The organism is Microcella sp. (assembly GCF_051860105.1).
Taxonomy (GTDB): Bacteria; Actinomycetota; Actinomycetes; order Actinomycetales; family Microbacteriaceae; genus Microcella.
This window is the reverse complement of sequence record NZ_JBHYEO010000005.1, coordinates 80,847-98,152: the sequence shown is the minus strand read 5'-3', so window position 1 is coordinate 98,152 and position 17,306 is coordinate 80,847. Positions and strand designations below refer to the sequence as shown.

Below are 17,306 nucleotides of genomic sequence, written 5' to 3'. Positions count from 1 at the left end.
GGAACAACAGCATGGACACGAAGAGCTGGATCGCCGTCGGCGCCGCATCCGCCCTCAGCCTCGGCGTGATCGCGTGGGGCGCGACGAGCATCGCGAACGCCATGCCGCTCATCGAGAACGCCACGGGTCTCGCTGTTCCCGGCATCGCGGCGACAACCGAGGGTGGCACCGGGCCCGGAACGCTCGACTTCCGGGTGTCGAGCGACACCATCGTCTCGCCGGCGTCGACCACCTCGCCCGCCACGCCGTCGCCCGCGTCGGCCGACACGGCCCCCTCGCCGGTCTCGGTCGACAGCCCGGCCTCTCCGATCAGCCCCGCGTCGCCGATCAGCCCGGTGTCGGTCGACACCCCGCCGAGCCCGGCCACGCCCGCGAGCCCCGCCTCGGTGGCGAGCCCGGCGAGCGTCGACTCGGTCGACTGACCTCGGTGGTGCTCCGGCGCCGTCGCTGCGGATGGCGTCCTTCGGGCGCCGTCCGCTCCGCACCCCCCCCGGTGAGATGAGAGATCTCTCATCGGGGGCTGTCGCCGTTCTCATGAGCGCCCGCGAGGATGGTGGTGACCCCGAAGAGAGAGTGAGAGACGGATGCCCGCAGCCCCGCACTGGATCGCCGTGACGGCGATCTCTGCGCTCGGCATCGGCATCATCGCCTCCAGCGCCATCGGCGCCGCGAACGCCATGCTGCTCGTCGACTCCACCACGACCGCCGAGGTGCCGCCCATCTCGACCCTCCCTGACGGCGGGAAGGGCGGCACCGACTCCGGCGATGTGACCTTCCCGGTGCCGTCGAGCACGACCGCCCCGAGCACCTCTCCGGCTCCGAGCTCGTCGCCCGCCATCGAGCAGGCGCCGGCCCCCGCGCCGCAGCCTGTTGCGCCGGGCCCCGCGATCACGACCGACGACTCGGTCGCCTCCCCGGCGAGCCCCGCGAGAGTCGACGGGTGAGCGCCGCGCGGGCCAGCGCGTCTGACCGCTGGCGCTCGCGATCGGATCAGACCAGGCGGTATCCCATGCCCCGCACCGTCTCGATGTGCTCGGCGCCGATCTTGCCGCGCAGGTAGCGCACGTACACGTCGACGACGTTCGAGCCCGGATCGAAGTCGAAGCCCCACACGCGGCTGAGCAGTTGCTCGCGCGAGAGCACCTGCTCGGGGTGGCGGAGGAACTGCTCAGCGAGGGCGAACTCGCGCGCCGAGAGATCCATCGACCGTTCGCCGACCGACACTCGCCGGGTCTTGAGATCGAGAGAGACCTCGCCGTGCCGCAGCGCCGTCTCGATGGTGGTCTGCTGCCCCGACTCGCGCAACCGCAGCCGGATGCGGGCCACGAGCTCGTCGAACTTGAAGGGCTTCGGCAGATAGTCGTTCGCGCCCCCGTCGAGGCCCGCGACGGTGTCGTCGACGCTCGTGCGCGCGGTCAGCATGATGATGGGCATGGTCTCGCCGCTCTCGCGCAGGCGCCTGAGCACCGCGAAGCCGTCGATGCCGGGCAGTCCGACGTCGAGCAGCACGAGGTCGAACGACCCCGTCGCGACGTAGTCGAGGGCGTCGAGACCGTTCGCGACGACGGTCGGTGTGTAGCCGGCCGCGGCGAGGCCCTTCTCGATGAACGACGAGATGCGCTTCTCATCCTCGACGATCAGGATGCTGCTCATGCGGGGCTCCTCGCGGGGTCGACGGTCTCGGGCTCGACGAAGCCGGCGGCGGGTGGCGGCGGTGCGGCGGCCCGCTCGATCGTGGGCACGACGATGCCGAAGCGAGAGCCCGCCGACGAGCTGTCGAGGCTCACGTAGCCTCCGTGCGCGCGGGCGATCGCAGCGACGATGGGCAGGCCCAGGCCCGACCCGGCGATGCCGCGGCCCGTGTCGGCACGCCCGAACCGCTCGAAGATGCGCTTCTCGGCGCCCGCCGGAATCCCCGGTCCGGCATCGGCCACCCAGAACTCCACCGTGCCCGCGTACGAGGTGCTGCCGACGCGGATCTCGGTGCCCTCGGGCGAGTACTTCGCGGCGTTGTCGGCGAGCTGCACCCACGCCTGGGTGATGCGCGAGGGCGAGAGCGGCGCGACGACGTCGGCGGCGTCGACGAGCACCCAGTCGTGCCCGGGGATCGCCTGCATCTTGCTGAAGACGAGCGCCGTGAAGTCGGCGATGTCGGTGGGCTCGGCGAGCACCTCGCTGTGCTCGACCCGCGCGAGCGCGTCGATGTCGTTCACGAGCTCGGCCATGCGGTCGAGCTCGTCGATGGCGATGTCGCGCACGGCGCGCACGTCGCCTGGTTTGCTCTCGTCGAGCAGCTCGAGGTGACCGCGCACGATCGTGATCGGGGTCTTGAGCTCGTGCCGCACGTCGTCGAGCAGTTGCCGCTGGCTCGTCAGCGCCTCGTCGATGCGGTCGAGCATGGCGTTGACCGTCTCCGTGAGCGCCGAGACGTCGTCGCGGCCGATGACGGGGATGCGCTCGCTGACATCCGCAGCGGTGATGCGCGAGGCCGTCTCGGAGAGCGTGCGGATGGGGGCGAGCAAGCGCCCCGCGACGAACCAGCCGATGACGCCGATCGCGGCGAGCGAGAGCAAGGCGAGGCCCGCGTAGGTGAGGAAGGCCCCACCGACCTCGTCGACTGCGCGCTGCGCATCCATCGCCGTGACGAAGACCCCGAGCTGCTCGTCGCCGTCGACGATGACGGGCACGCTCACATAGCGCAGCGTGCCGACGGTCGTGATGGCGGTGCCGAGCGTGACCTCGCCCGCCGATGCCTCCTGCCAGGCGCGGGCGATGAACGCCGGGTCGTCTTCGAGATCGAACGCGGTCTCGACGAACGGGAGCCAGCGCACCTCGCCATCGATGATGCCGACGCTGCTCTCGTGCCGGCCGGGCACGATGCGCGAGAGGATGTCGGAGAGCGCGTCGGTGACGGTCGTCGGCAGCGCCGCAGCCTCGGGGGCGTTCTCATCGGAGGTCGACGTGGAGGCGCCGGTGACGATGCCCCGCGCCGCTTCGACCGACGCGAGCAGCTCGGCATCGAGGCCCTCGATCACCCGGTCGCGCTGCACGAGGTATGCCGCGAAGCCCGAGACCGACATCCCGAGCATCGTGACGATGAGGATCACGGCGAGAATGCGCGACCGCACCGAGAACCGGGGGAGCGGGCGTCGCAGCATCTCTCCATTATCGGCCGGGCATCCCCGCCATCGGCTCAGATGAGAGCACTCTCACCGTCGACCGCCCCAGTCGCGCGCGATCACCCGCAGGTCGGCGACCTCGGATGGCTCGATCGACAGGGTGCCGTCGCGGTGCCGCACGACGCCGGTGACGAGCAGGTAGCGCGTGGTGAGGGCCGAGCGCAGAGCCCGTGAGGCGCGCGAACCGAGCACGAGAGGCACGACCGCCGTGCCGTCGTCGAGCAGGGCGTCGCCGGCGAGCGACGCCTCCGGCGGCCGCCGCTCGCCGCCGACGAGCACGGTGCGTCCGTCAGAGCGCGCGTCTAACAGGTCGAGAGCGGTGGCCTCGGCCGCGGCCAGCACGGCGCTGAACGGCTCGAGCGCGGCCGCGGCCCGCGGGCGGGGCGGCCGCACGGGTTCGGGGATCTCGTCGCCGAACCGGAACAGCACGGGATGCTCCGGGCCGGCGCGACGCGAGAGCCCTCGGGCCATGCCGCACCTCCCGCGCATCCGTCCGTTCGAACGCCGCGAGTCTATCGAACGAATGTTCGAACGGGAGGGCGACCTAGTCGCCGTTGGCGTGATCGTCGAGCAGGCCCACGTCGGCGAGCTGCTCGGCGAGCCCGGCTCCGTCGGGCGCCCACACCCAGGGCACATCGCTCGGGGGTCGCCCCTCGTCGAGGTGGCTGCGGCCGCCGGCGAAGACGGCTTCGGGGGTCGAGAGCTGCCGGATGGCGATGGCCGCGACATTGTCGGGGTGGGCTCCCGCGAATTCCCGGTAGAGGGCTTCGTCGTGCTGGCCGTCGTCGCCGATCAGCACCCAGCGGATGGCCGGGAACTCGCGGGCGAGGCGCGCGAGGCTCTCGCGCTTGTGCTCCTGGCCGCTGCGGAAGAGCCGGTCATGGGTGGGCCCCCAGTCGGTGAGCAGCATCGTGCCCGCGGGGTAGAGATGCCTGCTCATGAATCGGTCGAGGGTGGGGGCGACGTTCCAGGCACCTGTCGACAGGTAGATCACGGGAGACCCCTCGTGCTCGCGCGTGAGGCGCTCGAGCAGCACGGCCATGCCCGGTACGGGGCGGCGTGCGTGCTCATCGAGCACGAAGGTGTTCCATGCGGCGAGGAACGGGCGGGGCAGCGCCGTGACCATGACGGTGTCGTCGATATCGCTGACGATGCCGATGCGGGCATCCGGGTCGACGACGAAGACGCGGGCCGTCACCGGCTGCGAGCCCTCTGCCTGCAGAGTGATGGTGCGCAGCCCCGGCTCGAGGTGCACGGTCAGGTCGACGTCGACGACACCGCCGCGGTCGGCGTGCACGACGAACTGCTGGCCGTCGGCCGTGATCGTCACCGGGCAGTCGGCGACGGGGATGCTGACGAAGCTGCGCCAGCCGCGGATCGTCTCGGGGGTGCGGCGCGTCGCGTCGGGCCGCGCGAGCAGCACGCGGCACAGCACGCGGATCCAGCCGTTGCCGCCGTAGCCGCTGTACGGGATGACCACGGGTTCCAGGCCTCGACGGCGGCCGCGGCGTTCACGCATGCGGTGGAACCGGTCTTCGAGGGCGACGGCCCGACGCGCCCAGGGGGCTCGCGGCGGGGAATCGGGGGCGTCATTCTCGGCCGGCACCTGCTCAGTGTGTCAGACCGCGGTGGTCTGCTGCGCGTCGGTCAGACGCCGATGAGTCGGTTCTCGAGAGCGGATTGTGCAGTTAGGGTGCACAGAACGGTCCAGTGGTCGCGTGTTCGCCCGTCGAACATGAAGTGGCACCAAACGCCGTGGCAAGACGCCATTACCTCACCTCGAGGAGTACGCTGGCGGCGTCGAAAGGGTTCACCGTGAACATCATTGAGTCCAGCACCCCGCTGCTGAGTGCCGCCGCTCCTATTCGCAACGAGCCGGTGCAGGCCCGCAGCACGGCGAGACTCGCCGCGTTGCTCGACTCCGCCGCCGCCGTCATCGATGAGATCGGCTACGAGCGCCTGACGACCGCCATGGTCGCGGAGCGCGCCGGCGCCTCCATCGGCACCGTCTACCGCTACTTCCCCGACCGCATCGCGGTGCTGCAGAGCCTGGCGGCTCGCAACACCGAGCGCCTCATGGGCCGGGTCGCGGCCGAGCTCGTGCCCGGGGGCCATGCCTCGGCGACGGATGCCGTCGTCGCGGTTCTCGGCGCCATGACCGAGCTGTTCCGCAGCGAGCTGGGCTACCGCTCGGTGCGCGCGGGCGACGTGCTCGATCTGCTCCCGCCGCAGACGGAGGCGACCGCGAACGCCATGATGGCCGATGTCGTCGCCGACGCGCTCATCGCGGGCTACAACGTGGTCGACAGCGCTGAGGTGCGCCTCGCGGTGGGCACGGCGATCGAGATCGCCGACGCCCTCGTGGCACGGGCCTTCGCCCGATCCTCCCAGGGCGACGCCGCTCTGCTGGCCGAGGCCGAGCGCGCGGTGCGCGCGGTGCTCGCCGGTCGTCTCTGACCGACCGAGGCTGACGCCCGGCGTCTGGACAACTGCCCAGAATCCGGGGCGATCGGAACACGCTCCGCTCCGAATGCTGTTTGACTGAGTGCGCGCTGGGCGCGCGCTCCGCACCAGCGGCAGCAGAGGGGAGAGCACCGTGATCGAGTTCCGCTCCATCTCCAAACGCTTCGACGACGGCACGCTCGCGGTCGACGACTTCAGCCTCGTGATCCCGAGCCGTCAGACGACCGTGCTCGTCGGGTCGAGCGGCTCGGGCAAGACGACGCTGCTGCGCATGATCAACCGCATGGTCGATGCCACGAGCGGCGAGCTCGAAATCGACGGCGAGAACGTCAGCGACATCGAGCCGGTGCGGCTGCGCCGCCGCATCGGGTACGTCATGCAGAACTCAGGGCTGCTGCCGCATCGCCGGGTGATCGACAACATCGCGACCGTGCCGCGCCTCAACGGGGTGCCGAAGAAGCAGGCCCACGCCCGGGCCCTCGAGCTGATGGACACGGTCGGCCTCGACCGCTCGATGGCCGACCGCTATCCCTCGCAGCTCTCAGGCGGCCAGCAGCAGCGCGTGGGGGTCGCGCGCGGTCTCGCCGTCGACCCGAACATCCTGCTCATGGACGAGCCGTTCGGCGCCGTCGACCCGATCGTGCGCGCCGACCTGCAGCAAGAGTTGTTGCGACTGCAGCGCGAGCTCGACAAGACCGTTGTCTTCGTCACGCACGACATCGACGAGGCGTTCCTGCTCGGCGACCAGGTCGTCATTCTCGAGAAGGGCGGCCGCATCGCGCAGAAGGGCACCCCGGCCGAGATTCTCGCTAACCCCGCGAGCGAGTTCGTCGCGAGCTTCATCGGCGCCGATCGCGGCAAGCGCGCGCTGAGCATCCAGGTGGTCGACGGCGAGCGGGTGCTCGTCGATGGCGACGGCAATCTGGCAGGGCGTCTCGTGGAGGCGGGCCCGGCGTGACCTGGGTTCTCAACAACCTCGAGCTGATCCTGCAGCTGACGCTGGAGCACATCCGGCTGAGCATCCTGCCGATCGTGCTCGGGTTCGTCATCGCGATCCCGCTCGGTTGGCTCGCCTATCGCTACCGCCTCACGCGCGGGCTCATTCTCACGCTGGTCGGCCTGCTCTACACGATCCCCTCGCTCGCGCTCTTCGTGATCTTGCCGCCGCTGCTCGGCATCGGGTTCTTGAGCGAGGCGAACGTGCTCATCGCGCTCACGATCTACGCGGTCGCGATCATGGCGCGCTCGGTGGCCGAGGCACTGCAGAGCGTCGACCCCGACGTGCGGCAGGCGGCGACCGCGGTCGGCTACTCGAGCTGGAGCCGGTTCTGGACGGTCGACTTCCCCCTCGCAGGGCCCGTGCTGCTCGCCGGCCTGCGCGTCGTCGCCGTCAGCACCGTGAGCCTGCTCACGGTCGGCATCGTCGTGGGCGTGCAGAGCCTGGGCTACCTGTTCACGAACGGTTTCCAGCGCGGCATCGTCGAAGAGGTGCTCGCGGGCGTCGTCATGACCGTCATCGTCGCGCTGCTGTTCGACGGCGCGCTCGTGCTGCTCGGGCGGGCGCTCATGCCGTGGACCCGCGTCGGACGCCCGACGAACGGTCGATCGGTCGAGAGCCAGCAGGGCGTCGAGACACCCGATCTCGCTGTCGGTCGCGGCGTGCAGCAGGGAGCGCTGCGATGAATCTCTTCGTGGATGCGTGGCTGTGGCTCGCCGACCCCGTCAACTGGCAGGGCCCCGGGTCGATTCCTGTTCGCATCGGCGAGCACCTGTTCTACACGGGCCTCGCGATGGTCTGCGCGGCCCTCGTCGCGATCCCGCTCGGCTGGCTCATCGGGCACACGGGGCGCGGTCGAGAGCTCGCGGTGGGTATCTCGGGCGCCGCACGCGCCCTGCCGACCTTCGGCCTGCTGTTCCTGTTCGTCATGCTCATCGGCGTCACGCTACGCGGGCCGTCGACGGTGTTCGTGCTCATGCTGCTCGCGATCCCCCCGATCCTCGCGGGAGCCTACGCGGGCCTCGAGGTCATCGACCGGCGCACGATCGACGCGGCGCGATCGGTGGGCATGACCGAGTGGCAGATCCTCTGGAAGGTCGAAGTGCCGCTCGGTCTGCCGCTGCTCATCGGCGGGCTGCGCAGCGCGACCCTGCAGGTCGTCGCTACGGTGACGCTCGCGGCCTACGTCAACTTGGGCGGCCTGGGCTACGACATCGTCCAGGGGATCCAGCTGCGAAGCTACGACCAGATGCTCGGCGCCGCCATCCTCGTCATCCTGCTCGCTCTGCTGTTCGACGCGCTGTTCGCGGTGCTCGAGCGCTACGCCGTCCCGCGCGGAGTGCGCGCGGGGCGCGACATCGACGTTCGCACGTCGCCATCCGGGCGCCGCGCGACGGCGGAAACCTCCGCCACCACCTGAAGAGAAGAGAAGAACACATGTTCACAGCAAGGAACAAGGGCCGGTTCGCCATGACGGCGGCCGTGGTCGGGGCATCATTGGCCCTGGCAGGGTGTGCATCGGGCGACCCGCTGGCGCCCGAGCCGGATACGGATGCTCCTGCCGAGACGATCGTCATCGGCTCGCAGGCGTACTACTCGAACGAGATCATCGCCGAGCTCTACGCGCAGGCGCTCGAGGCCGGCGGCTTCGAGGTCGAGCGCAACTTCCAGATCGGGCAGCGCGACGCCTACATCCCGGCCCTCGAGGCCGGCGAGGTCGACCTGTTCCCCGAGTACACGGGCAACCTCCTGCAGTTCTGGAGCCCCGAGACCACCGCGACGCAGTCGGACGAGGTCTACGCCGAGCTGCTCACCGTGGTGCCCGAGGGCCTGCAGGCCCTCGACCAGTCGCCCGCGACCGATCAAGACAGCTACAACGTGACGGCCGAATTCGCCGAGGCCAACGGCCTCGAGACGATCGCCGACCTCGCGGGCGTCGAGGGCCTCATCCTCGGCGGCGCTCCGGAGCTCGAGGAGCGTCCGTACGGTCCCTCCGGCCTGCAGTCGGTCTACGGCGTCACCGTCGCCTTCCAGGCCACGGGCGACACCACGGTCGAGTCGCTGCTCGAGGGCATCGTGAACGTCGCCAACGTGTTCAGCGCCGACCCGCGCATCGGCCAGAACGGCCTCGTGACGCTCGCCGACCCCGAGGGCCTGTTCCTGGCCTCGAACGTCGTGCCGATCGCCTCGGCCGACCTTCCGCAGGAGGCTGTCGACATCATCAACGCCGTCAGCGCCGCGCTCACGCCCGAGGGCCTCGTCGCCCTCAACGTGCAGAGCACGGTCGACCAGCTCAGCTCGGCCGAGATCGCCACGCAGTGGCTGACCGAGAACGGGTTCCTCGGCTAGCCAGCCGCAGCATCCCTTCGCCGTGAGGGGCGGGCGCCGACTGGCGCCCGCCCCTTCCGCGTTCTCGAGGCGCGACGCTCAGTCGTCGCGCGTGCTCGCGTCTCCGTCGCCCGGATGGTCGGCGAAGCGCCCCACGTAGCGATCGAGCAGCTTCTTGACGGCGAAGACGAGCAGCCAGAAGCCGGCGATGACGGCCACGAAGATCACGGCCGCGTAATCGAGCTGCTCGGCGATGCTGCGGTAGCCCTCGGCGGCGGCCGACCCGACCGTCACGTAGGCGAAGGCCCACAGGATGCACGCCGGGGTGAGCCACAGCATGAACGTGCGGTAGCGCAGGCCGCTCATGCCCACGACGAGCGGGGTGAGCGAGTGCAGCACGGGCACGAAGCGCGAGATGAAGACGGCGATGCCGCCGCGGTGGTCGAGGAACCGCTCGGCGCGCTGCCAGTTCTTCTCGCCCAGGCGCCGGCCGAGGCGGGATGCCCGCAGGCGCGGCCCGAAGAACCGGCCGATCGCGAAGCCGAGCGAGGCGCCCGTGAGCGCCCCGACGATGACGGTGATCGTGAGCGCCCAGTACTCGGCGGGGGAGTCGACGGCGGTGCTCGCGACGAGCACGACGGTGTCGCCCGGCACGATGAGCCCGAGCAGGATCGTCGTCTCGAGCATGATGAACAGCCCGGCGAGCGCCGTGCGCAGCACGGGGTCGACGCCCTGCACGAGGTCGAGGATGGCGTCGAGCAGCTCGTTCACGCGGCGAGCCTATCGACCGCCCCTGTGGCGACGCCGATTCGGGACCTTCGGCCCCTGTGCGCCCGGGCGCGCGTTCCTAGGCTCGAACCGGCAGCGTCGCCGCGTCCCCCTTCCACCCCATCCCCGCAAGGCAGGTGACCCGCTCGTGGTCGAATGGCTCGATCCTCTTCTTCTGGCCCGGTGGCAGTTCGGTCTCACGACCCTGTACCACTTCCTCTTCGTGCCTCTCACGATCGGCATGGTCATCCTCGTCGCGATGTTCCAGACCGCCTGGGTGCGCACCTCGAAGCTGAAGTACCTACACCTCACGCGGCTGTTCGGCAAGATCTTCCTCATCAACTTCGCGATGGGCGTCGTGACGGGCATCGTGCAGGAGTTCCAGTTCGGCATGAACTGGAGCGACTACTCGCGCTTCGTCGGCGACGTCTTCGGCGCCCCGCTCGCGATGGAGGGCCTGCTCGCGTTCTTCCTCGAGGCGAGCATGATCGGTCTCTGGATCTTCGGCTGGGACAAGCTGCCGCAGAAGCTGCACCTCGCCGTCATCTGGCTGCTCGCGCTCTCGACGACGCTGTCGGCGTACTTCATCCTCGCGGCCAACGCGTTCATGCAGAACCCGGTCGGCTTCGAGATCAACGAGGAGCTGGGGCGAGCCGAGCTCACCGACATCGGTGCCGTTCTCACCAACCCCGTCGCACTCACCCAGTTCCCGCACACGATCTTCGCCTCCATCATGTTCGCGGCCGTCGTCATGGTCGCGGTCGCCGCCTACCACCTGTCGAAGAACCAGTACGTCGATGAGATGCGCACGGCGCTGCGCTTCGGGCTCGTCGTCAACGTCGTCGCGTTCGTCGGCGTCGCCCTCTCGGGCGACCAGCTGGGGCTCGTGATGGTCGCGACGCAGCCGATGAAGATGGCCGCCGCTGAGGCGCTCTACGAGACCACGGCGGGCGCATCCTTCTCGATCTTCACCTGGGGCACGCCCGACGGCTCGAGCGAGCTCTTCTCGATCCGCATCCCCTACGTGCTCTCATTCCTCTCGACGCACGACTTCGGCGGCACCGTCGAGGGCATCAACGACCTGCAGGCCCAGTACCAGACCGAGTTCGGCCCCGGCGACTACACGCCCATCATCTGGATCACCTACTGGAGCTTCCGGTGGATGATCGGCCTCGGCGCCCTCGCGGCCCTCATCTCGGTCGTCGGCCTGTGGCTGACGCGCGGTGGCCGGATGCCCGAGAAGACCTGGGTGTGGAAGGTCGCGATCTGGTCGGCCCCCGTGCCCCTCGTCGCGAGCCTCGTCGGCTGGATCTTCACCGAGATGGGCCGGCAGCCCTGGATCGTCTTCGGCCTCATGCGCACGGAGGACGGCGTCTCGCCGGGTGTCACGGGCCTCGAGGTGCTCATCTCGCTCATCGCCTTCACGCTCATCTACGGCGCGCTCGCCGTGGTCGAGTTCGGCCTCATCAAGCGCGCGGCCATCGATGGCCCGAAGGACTGGACGAGGTACAGCGACGGTTCCGGCACCGACAGCGCCGACGTCGACCCCGCGAAGCTCGCGACCGTCTACTAGGAACCCGGAGAGAAACGCATCATGGACCTCGCATACCTCTGGTTCGGAATCGTCGGATTCCTGTTCATCGGCTACTTCGTGCTCGACGGCTTCGACTTCGGCGTCGGCATGGCCCTGCCGTTCCTCGGCAAGGACGACACCGACCGGCGCGTCATGATCAACACGATCGGCCCCGTCTGGGATCTCAACGAGACCTGGCTCATCGTGGCGGGCGCCTCGCTCTTCGCGGCGTTCCCTTACTGGTACGCCACGCTCTTCGACGGCTTCTACCTCGCGCTGCTGCTCATTCTGCTCGCGCTCATCGCGCGCGGCGTCTCGTTCGAGTACCGCCGCCTGGGCAGGTCTGACCGGTGGAAGTCGTGGTTCGACGGGATGATCGTGGTCGGCTCCGCCGTTCCGGCGCTGCTGTGGGGCGTCGCCTTCGCGAACATCATCCAGGGCGTCGCGATCGACGAGTCGGGCACCTACACGGGCACGCTCTTCGACCTGCTCAACCCCTACGGCCTGCTCGGCGGGCTCACCACTCTCATGCTGTTCTTCACGCACGGCGTACAGTTCCTCGCCCTCAAGACCGACGGCGACCTGCGGCTGCGGGCACGGGCGCTCGCCGTGCGCTCGGGCCTCGTCACGATCGTCGTCGCTGCGGCCTTCCTCGTCTGGACCGTGCTGCAGCACCTCGACATCGCCCACCTGCCGGTGCTCGTCGGGCTCGCCGCGGCGGCGGCCGTGGCCCTCATCGGCTCGTGGGTCGCCAACCGGGCGGGGGCCGAGAAAGCCGCCTTCGGGCTCATGGCCGCGACGATCGCGCTCGCTGTCGCGAGCATCCTGGCCGCCCTGTACCCGAACGTGATGCCGTCGACGACCGACCCGGCCTTCAGCCTCACGATCGAGAACGCCTCGAGCTCCGACTACACGCTGCAGGTCATGACCTGGGTCGCCGTCGTGATGATGCCGCTTGTGCTCGCGTACCAGGGGTTCACCTACTGGGTGTTCCGCAAGCGGGTCACGCGCGCGTCGATCCCCGTGGCCGCGCACTGAAGCCGCTCGATCCGCGCCTGCTGCGCACCGCGTCGGCCGCCCGCACCCTGCTGGCGGCCGGTGCGGTCGTCGCTGTCGCGCACACGGCGAGCATCATCGCGTTCTGCTGGTTCGCGGCCCAGTCGATCACCGGCGTCGTCGACGGCGTGCCGGTCGCGCAGCTGGGCGGGCCGATCATCGCGACGGCGGTCAGCATCCTCGTGCGCGCGCTCACGCAGGCGCTGCTGGATGCTCTCGCCGTGCGCGGCGCCGCCCGAGTCAAGAGCCAGCTGCGCGCACGAGTCATCGCGGCCGTCGACGCCGGCGGCTCCCGGCTGCTCGGCACGACGTCGAGCGCTCGCGTCGCGACGCTGCTCGGGCAGGGCCTCGACGCTCTCGACGGCTACATCGGGCGGTACCTGCCGCAGCTGATCCTCACGGCGGTCGCAACCCCGATCATCGTCGGGGTGCTGCTGCTCGCCGACATCGCGACGGGCATCACGGTCATCCTGACCCTGCCGATCATCCCGGTCTTCATGGTGCTCATCGGGCTGTCGACGCGCGCGGTGCAGCGTCGGCAGTGGCAGCAGCTCGGCGCTCTCGCCCAGGGGTTCCTCGAGGTCGTGCAGGGTCTGTCGACGCTCATGGTGTTCGGTCGCCAGCACCGGCAGGTCGAGCGCATCGCCGCGGTCACCGACGAGTACCGGCGGCGCACGATGCGCGTGCTGCGCCTGTCGTTCCTGTCGGGATTCGCGCTCGAGCTCGCGGCGAGCCTGTCGGTGGCGCTCGTCGCGGTATCGATCGGCATCCGGCTCATCGACGGCGACATCGCGCTCGCCCTCGGTCTCTTCGTGCTCGTGCTCGTGCCCGAGGCCTACCTGCCGATCCGGCAGGTCGGTGCGCAGTTCCACGCGGCGAGCGAGGGCATCGCGGCCGCCGACGACGTGCTCGCGCTCCTCGACGGCACCGGGTCGCCCGGCCCGGCGCCGTCGGCCGACCTCCCGGGTGCACGAACGGTGTCGCCCGGTCACCCGGTGCCGGCGCTCGCCGTGCGCGAGCTGACGGTGCGCCGCGGTGATCGTGTGGTCGTCGACCGCCTCACGGCCGCGTGGATGCCCGGCACCCTGCTCGCCGTCACCGGCCCGAGCGGCGCGGGCAAGAGCTCGTTGCTCGGCGCACTGCTCGGCCTCGTCGAGCACGAGGGCGTGGTCGAGCTCGACGGATTCCCCGCGCCGCCCGCCGCCCGCCTCGCCCGCCTCGCGTGGGCGGGCCAGCGCCCCGATCTCACGGGCGGCCCGCTCGATGAGGTGGTCGGGCTCGGCGCCACGACGATCGACCCCGCCCGGGTGACGGCCTCGCTGCAGTGGGCGGGCGCCGACGATGTTCCGCGCGGCACCGTGCTGGGCGCCGCCGGTGAGGGGCTCTCGGGCGGCCAGGCGCAGCGCGTCGCGCTCGCTCGGGCGCACTACCGGGCGATCGACCGCGACTGCCGCGTCGTGCTCGTCGACGAGCCCACGTCGGCGCTCGATGCGGCGAGCGAGCAGCGCGTCATCGACGGTCTGCTCGCGCTCGCCGCCGACGGTCGCCTCGTGATCGTCGTGACGCACCGTCGGGCCGTCATGGCGGCCGCCGATGTCGTGCTCGCTCTCGAGCCGTCGACGGTCGCGGCCGCGCCCTCGCACCGAGCGGGGGTGCGATGACGACCACGATCGAACCGGCGGCCGCCCGTGATGCGCGGCGCGCGGTGCTGCGCGCATCCCTGCCCCCGCTGCGGGCGTTCGCTCCGGCGCTCGCGCTCGGGGTGCTCGCGAGCGGCTCGGCCGTCGCGCTGCTCGCGACGAGCGCGTGGCTCATCGCGCGCTCGGCCGAGCAGCCGCCCATCCTCTTCCTGGGGTTCGCGATCGTCGGGGTGCGCGCCTTCGCGCTGGGGCGGGCCGTGTTCCGCTACCTCGAGCGGCTCGTCGCGCACGACGCCGCGTTCCGCGCCCTCAGCACCCTGCGGGTGAGCGTCTTCCGGCGCCTGCTTCCCGTGGCACCCGACGGCGTGCGCGGCGTGCGGCGGGGCGACCTGCTCACCGCGCTCGTGCGCGACGTGGATGCCCTGCAAGACCTGCCGCTGCGCGTGCTGCAGCCTCTCGTCACGGCTCTCACGGTCGCGGGGCTCAGCGTCGTCGGCGTCGCGTGGCTCTCACCGGCGGCGGCGCTCGTGCTACTCATCGGCCTGCTCGTCACGAGTGCGGCCGCCGTCGCGGTGCTGCAGGGGCTCAGCCGCGACGCCGATCGGCGCATCGCGCCCCTGCGCGCCGCGCTCGCCGACGCGGTGCTCGAATACCTCACGCGCTGGGAGACCCTGCGGGCGTTCGGCGCCGACGAGGCGCAGCGCGCGCGCGTCATCGACCTCGACGGGCAGCTGCGGCACGCCCAGACCCGGCAGTCGGCCGCGGCCGGCAGCGTCGCGGCCCTGTTCACTCTGGGGGCCGGGGTCACGCTGCTCGCGACGCTGCTCGTGACGGAGCCGTCGCTCGTCGCCGCGGCGATCACGGGCCCGCAGCTCGTCATGCTCGTGCTCGTGCCGCTCGCCGTGCTCGAGGTGGTCGCGGCCCTGCCGGGCGCGCTCTCGGCGTGGTGGCGGGTGCGGGCGAGCGCCGATCGCATCGCGCAGGTGATCCCCGATACCGTGCCGAGCGCGTTGCCGACCCCGCCCGCGGTCGCGGAGACCCTGCCGAGCGGGCCGCTCGCCCTCCACCTGCGCGGGGTGAGTGCCGGCTGGCCGGGCGCGCCCGCACCCGCGATCGTCGGCGTCGACCTCGATCTCGCCCCCGGCGACCGCGTCGTCGTCGACGGCTCGAGCGGCGCCGGCAAGACGACGCTCGCGCACGTGCTCGTGCGCTTCCTCGATCACGACGGCAGCTACACCCTCGGCGGTGTCGACGTGCATGCGCTGCACCCGGACGAGGTGCGCCGTCACGTCGTGCTGTGCGAGCAGAGCCCGCATCTCTTCGATGAGAGCATCCGCCAGAATCTGCTCTTCGCGCACGACACCGCGACCGATTCCGACCTGCTCGCGGTGCTCGAGCGTGTCGGGCTGGGGGAGTGGTGCCGCGCCCGAGGGGGGCTGGATGCTCCCGTCGGCGAGCGGGGGCGCCTGGTGAGCGGCGGGGAGTCGCAACGCATCGCCCTCGCCCGTGCGCTGCTGACCGACGCCCCCGTGCTGGTTCTCGACGAGCCGACCGCGAACGTCGATCCCGAGCGTGCCGAGAGCCTGCTCGAGCAGCTGCTCGGCGCCGCCGCCAGCCCCGACCGCGCCGTGCTCGTCATCTCGCACACACCGGTGCCCGACCGTCTCGTGACGGCGCGGGTGCACCTGCCGGTGACCCAGTAGGCTGGGCGCGCCACCGCAACGCTGTCCGACCCCCTCAAGGAAGAGGCATCTGATCATGGTGCGCACCACTGGCCCTGCTCCCAGTTTCACCACGAGTGACGACGGAGTTCCCGTATACCGCCCGGGCCTCGACGAAGACCCCGATGCTCCGCGGGCGATGCGCCTCGAGCGCGACTCGCTCGGCGAGATGCTGATTCCGGCCGACGCATACTGGGGCATCCACACCGCGCGCGCGCTCGAGAACTTCCCCATCACGCGTCGTGCGCTCTCCAACCATCCGAACCTCGTCATCGCTCTCGCGATGGTCAAGCAGGCCGCGGCCCGCGCGAACAAAGAGATCGGGGTGCTGCGCCCCGTGCGGGCCGACCTCATCGACGAGGTCTGCCAAGAGATCATCGACGGCCAGCTGCACGACCAGTTCGTGCTGGGCGTGCTGCAGGGCGGTGCGGGCACGAGCACGAACATGTGCGCGAACGAGATCATCGCCAACCGCTGCCTCGAGATCATGGGCCACGAGAAGGGCGACTACGCGAACTTTCATCCCATCGACCACGTCAACCGCAGCCAGTCGACGAACGATGTCTACCCGACCGCCATCAAGCTCGCCATGGTGTTCAGCCTAACGAGCCTGCTCGACGAGCATCGCCTGCTCATCGACTCGTTCGCGGCGAAGGGGCAGGAGTTCGCGCAGATTCTCAAGGTCGGCCGCACGCAGATGCAAGACGCGGTGCCGATGACGCTCGGGCAGGAGTTCCGCGGCTTCGCCACGACCCTCGGCGAAGACCAGGAGCGCTTGAGCGAGATCATCCCGTGGCTCAACGAGATCAACATGGGCGCGACGGCCATCGGCACCGGCATCACGGCCGATCCGCGCTACGCCGAGGCCGTGCGTCGCCACCTGAGCGAGATCTCCGGCTACACGATGGTGACCTCTCCCGACCTCATCGAGGCGACGAGCGATACGGGCATCTTCATGACCGTGTCGGGAACCCTCAAGCGCGCGGCCGTGAAGCTCTCGAAGATCTGCAACGACCTGCGCCTGCTCTCGAGCGGCCCTCAGGCCGGCTTCGGCGAGATCAACCTGCCGCCGCGCCAGGCGGGCAGCTCGATCATGCCCGGCAAGGTCAACCCCGTGATTCCCGAGGTCGTCAACCAGGTGGCGTTCTCGATCATCGGGGCGGATGCCACGGTGACCGCCGCGGTCGAGGGCGGCCAGCTGCAGCTCAACGCCTTCGAGCCGGTCATCGCCACGAGCATCATGCAGTCGCTCGCGTGGATGTCGAACGCGTGCCGCACGCTGCGCCTCAACTGCATCGACGGCATCACCGCGAACGAGGAGCGCCTGCACGAGATGGTCGAGGCGAGCGTCGGCGTCGTCACGGCGCTCACCCCCTACATCGGCTACCAGGAGTCGGCTGCGCTCGCCTACGAGGCTCTCGCCTCGAAGGTGCCGATCCGCCAGCTCGTCATCGAGCGGGGGCTCATGACCGCGGAGGAGATCGGCAAGGTGCTCTCGCCCGAGCGCCTCAGCGGGGTGGTGCCCGCGACGGGGGCGATCCCCCTGCCGATGGTGGCGCCCGAGAACTGAGCTTCGAGCGT

At 70.5% G+C, this 17,306-nt stretch carries 17 protein-coding genes; 12 read left to right on the top strand and 5 right to left on the bottom strand.

Going from position 1 to position 17,306, the window contains the following annotated elements:
• Window positions 1–11 precede the first annotated feature (11 nt).
• On the top strand, window positions 12–422 hold the full coding sequence (locus ACTIE9_RS04425) for a hypothetical protein (RefSeq protein WP_439564360.1): 411 nt from the start codon (window positions 12–14) through the stop codon (window positions 420–422).
• A gap of 162 nt (window positions 423–584) precedes the next feature.
• Window positions 585–944 (top strand): hypothetical protein, encoded by a 360-nt coding sequence (locus tag ACTIE9_RS04420; protein WP_439564359.1) that lies wholly within the window; start codon window positions 585–587, stop codon window positions 942–944.
• Window positions 945–990: 46 nt separating this feature from the next.
• Here ACTIE9_RS04420 and ACTIE9_RS04415 read toward each other — a convergent pair whose 3' ends face one another.
• The 4 genes from ACTIE9_RS04415 to ACTIE9_RS04400 form a co-directional block, all read right to left on the bottom strand.
• Window positions 991–1,653: a response regulator transcription factor gene (locus tag ACTIE9_RS04415; RefSeq protein WP_439564358.1), complete on the bottom strand. Its 663-nt coding sequence runs from the start codon at window positions 1,651–1,653 to the stop codon at window positions 991–993.
• Window positions 1,650–3,158 carry a sensor histidine kinase gene (locus tag ACTIE9_RS04410; RefSeq protein WP_439564357.1) on the bottom strand — a complete coding sequence of 503 codons (1,509 nt, stop codon included), beginning with the start codon at window positions 3,156–3,158 and terminating at the stop codon, window positions 1,650–1,652. Before ACTIE9_RS04410 ends, ACTIE9_RS04415 begins: the two co-directional genes overlap by 4 nt.
• A 51-nt stretch (window positions 3,159–3,209) precedes the next feature.
• The gene (locus ACTIE9_RS04405) at window positions 3,210–3,650 is read right to left on the bottom strand and encodes a hypothetical protein (RefSeq protein WP_439564356.1); all 441 of its coding nucleotides are present in this window, start codon (window positions 3,648–3,650) and stop codon (window positions 3,210–3,212) included.
• Window positions 3,651–3,723: 73 nt separating this feature from the next.
• Window positions 3,724–4,785, bottom strand: a complete 1,062-nt coding sequence (locus ACTIE9_RS04400; protein ID WP_439564355.1) for an App1 family protein — start codon at window positions 4,783–4,785, stop codon at window positions 3,724–3,726.
• A gap of 209 nt (window positions 4,786–4,994) precedes the next feature.
• Between ACTIE9_RS04400 and ACTIE9_RS04395 the strand changes: the two genes are divergently transcribed.
• The 5 genes from ACTIE9_RS04395 (at window position 4,995) to ACTIE9_RS04375 (ending at window position 8,988) form a co-directional block, all read left to right on the top strand.
• Window positions 4,995–5,636, top strand: coding sequence for a TetR/AcrR family transcriptional regulator (locus ACTIE9_RS04395; protein ID WP_439564354.1), 642 nt, complete (start codon window positions 4,995–4,997; stop codon window positions 5,634–5,636).
• Between the two features lie 139 nt (window positions 5,637–5,775).
• Window positions 5,776–6,600: an ABC transporter ATP-binding protein gene (locus ACTIE9_RS04390; protein ID WP_439564353.1), complete on the top strand. Its 825-nt coding sequence runs from the start codon at window positions 5,776–5,778 to the stop codon at window positions 6,598–6,600.
• On the top strand, window positions 6,597–7,325 hold the full coding sequence (locus ACTIE9_RS04385) for an ABC transporter permease (RefSeq protein ID WP_439564352.1): 729 nt from the start codon (window positions 6,597–6,599) through the stop codon (window positions 7,323–7,325). Before ACTIE9_RS04390 ends, ACTIE9_RS04385 begins: the two co-directional genes overlap by 4 nt.
• Window positions 7,322–8,059 carry an ABC transporter permease gene (locus tag ACTIE9_RS04380; protein ID WP_439564351.1) on the top strand — a complete coding sequence of 246 codons (738 nt, stop codon included), beginning with the start codon at window positions 7,322–7,324 and terminating at the stop codon, window positions 8,057–8,059. The genes ACTIE9_RS04385 and ACTIE9_RS04380 overlap by 4 nt, the downstream gene beginning before the upstream one ends.
• Window positions 8,060–8,076: 17 nt before the next feature.
• A complete protein-coding gene (locus ACTIE9_RS04375; protein WP_439564350.1) occupies window positions 8,077–8,988 on the top strand; it encodes an ABC transporter substrate-binding protein in 912 nt (303 codons plus the stop codon).
• Window positions 8,989–9,066: 78 nt separating this feature from the next.
• Here the strand turns inward: ACTIE9_RS04375 and ACTIE9_RS04370 are convergent, their stop codons facing one another.
• A complete protein-coding gene (locus ACTIE9_RS04370) occupies window positions 9,067–9,738 on the bottom strand; it encodes a DedA family protein (RefSeq protein WP_439564349.1) in 672 nt (223 codons plus the stop codon).
• Window positions 9,739–9,883: 145 nt separating this feature from the next.
• Here ACTIE9_RS04370 and ACTIE9_RS04365 point away from each other — a divergent pair, with 145 nt between their 5' ends.
• The 5 genes from ACTIE9_RS04365 to ACTIE9_RS04345 all read left to right on the top strand — a co-directional run bounded on the left by ACTIE9_RS04365 (window position 9,884) and on the right by ACTIE9_RS04345 (window position 17,295).
• Entirely contained in the window at window positions 9,884–11,308 is a 1,425-nt protein-coding gene (locus tag ACTIE9_RS04365; RefSeq protein WP_439564348.1) for a cytochrome ubiquinol oxidase subunit I, read from the top strand.
• Window positions 11,309–11,329: 21 nt separating this feature from the next.
• Complete coding sequence (gene cydB / locus ACTIE9_RS04360; RefSeq protein ID WP_439564347.1) at window positions 11,330–12,346, top strand: cytochrome d ubiquinol oxidase subunit II; 1,017 nt, start codon at window positions 11,330–11,332, stop codon at window positions 12,344–12,346.
• The gene (gene cydD, locus ACTIE9_RS04355) at window positions 12,292–14,025 is read left to right on the top strand and encodes a thiol reductant ABC exporter subunit CydD (protein ID WP_439564415.1); all 1,734 of its coding nucleotides are present in this window, start codon (window positions 12,292–12,294) and stop codon (window positions 14,023–14,025) included. The genes cydB and cydD overlap by 55 nt, the downstream gene beginning before the upstream one ends.
• Window positions 14,022–15,707 (top strand): thiol reductant ABC exporter subunit CydC, encoded by a 1,686-nt coding sequence (gene cydC / locus ACTIE9_RS04350; protein ID WP_439564346.1) that lies wholly within the window; start codon window positions 14,022–14,024, stop codon window positions 15,705–15,707. Before cydD ends, cydC begins: the two co-directional genes overlap by 4 nt.
• Before the next feature lie 157 nt (window positions 15,708–15,864).
• Window positions 15,865–17,295, top strand: coding sequence for an aspartate ammonia-lyase (locus ACTIE9_RS04345; RefSeq protein WP_439564414.1), 1,431 nt, complete (start codon window positions 15,865–15,867; stop codon window positions 17,293–17,295).
• Window positions 17,296–17,306 lie beyond the last annotated feature (11 nt).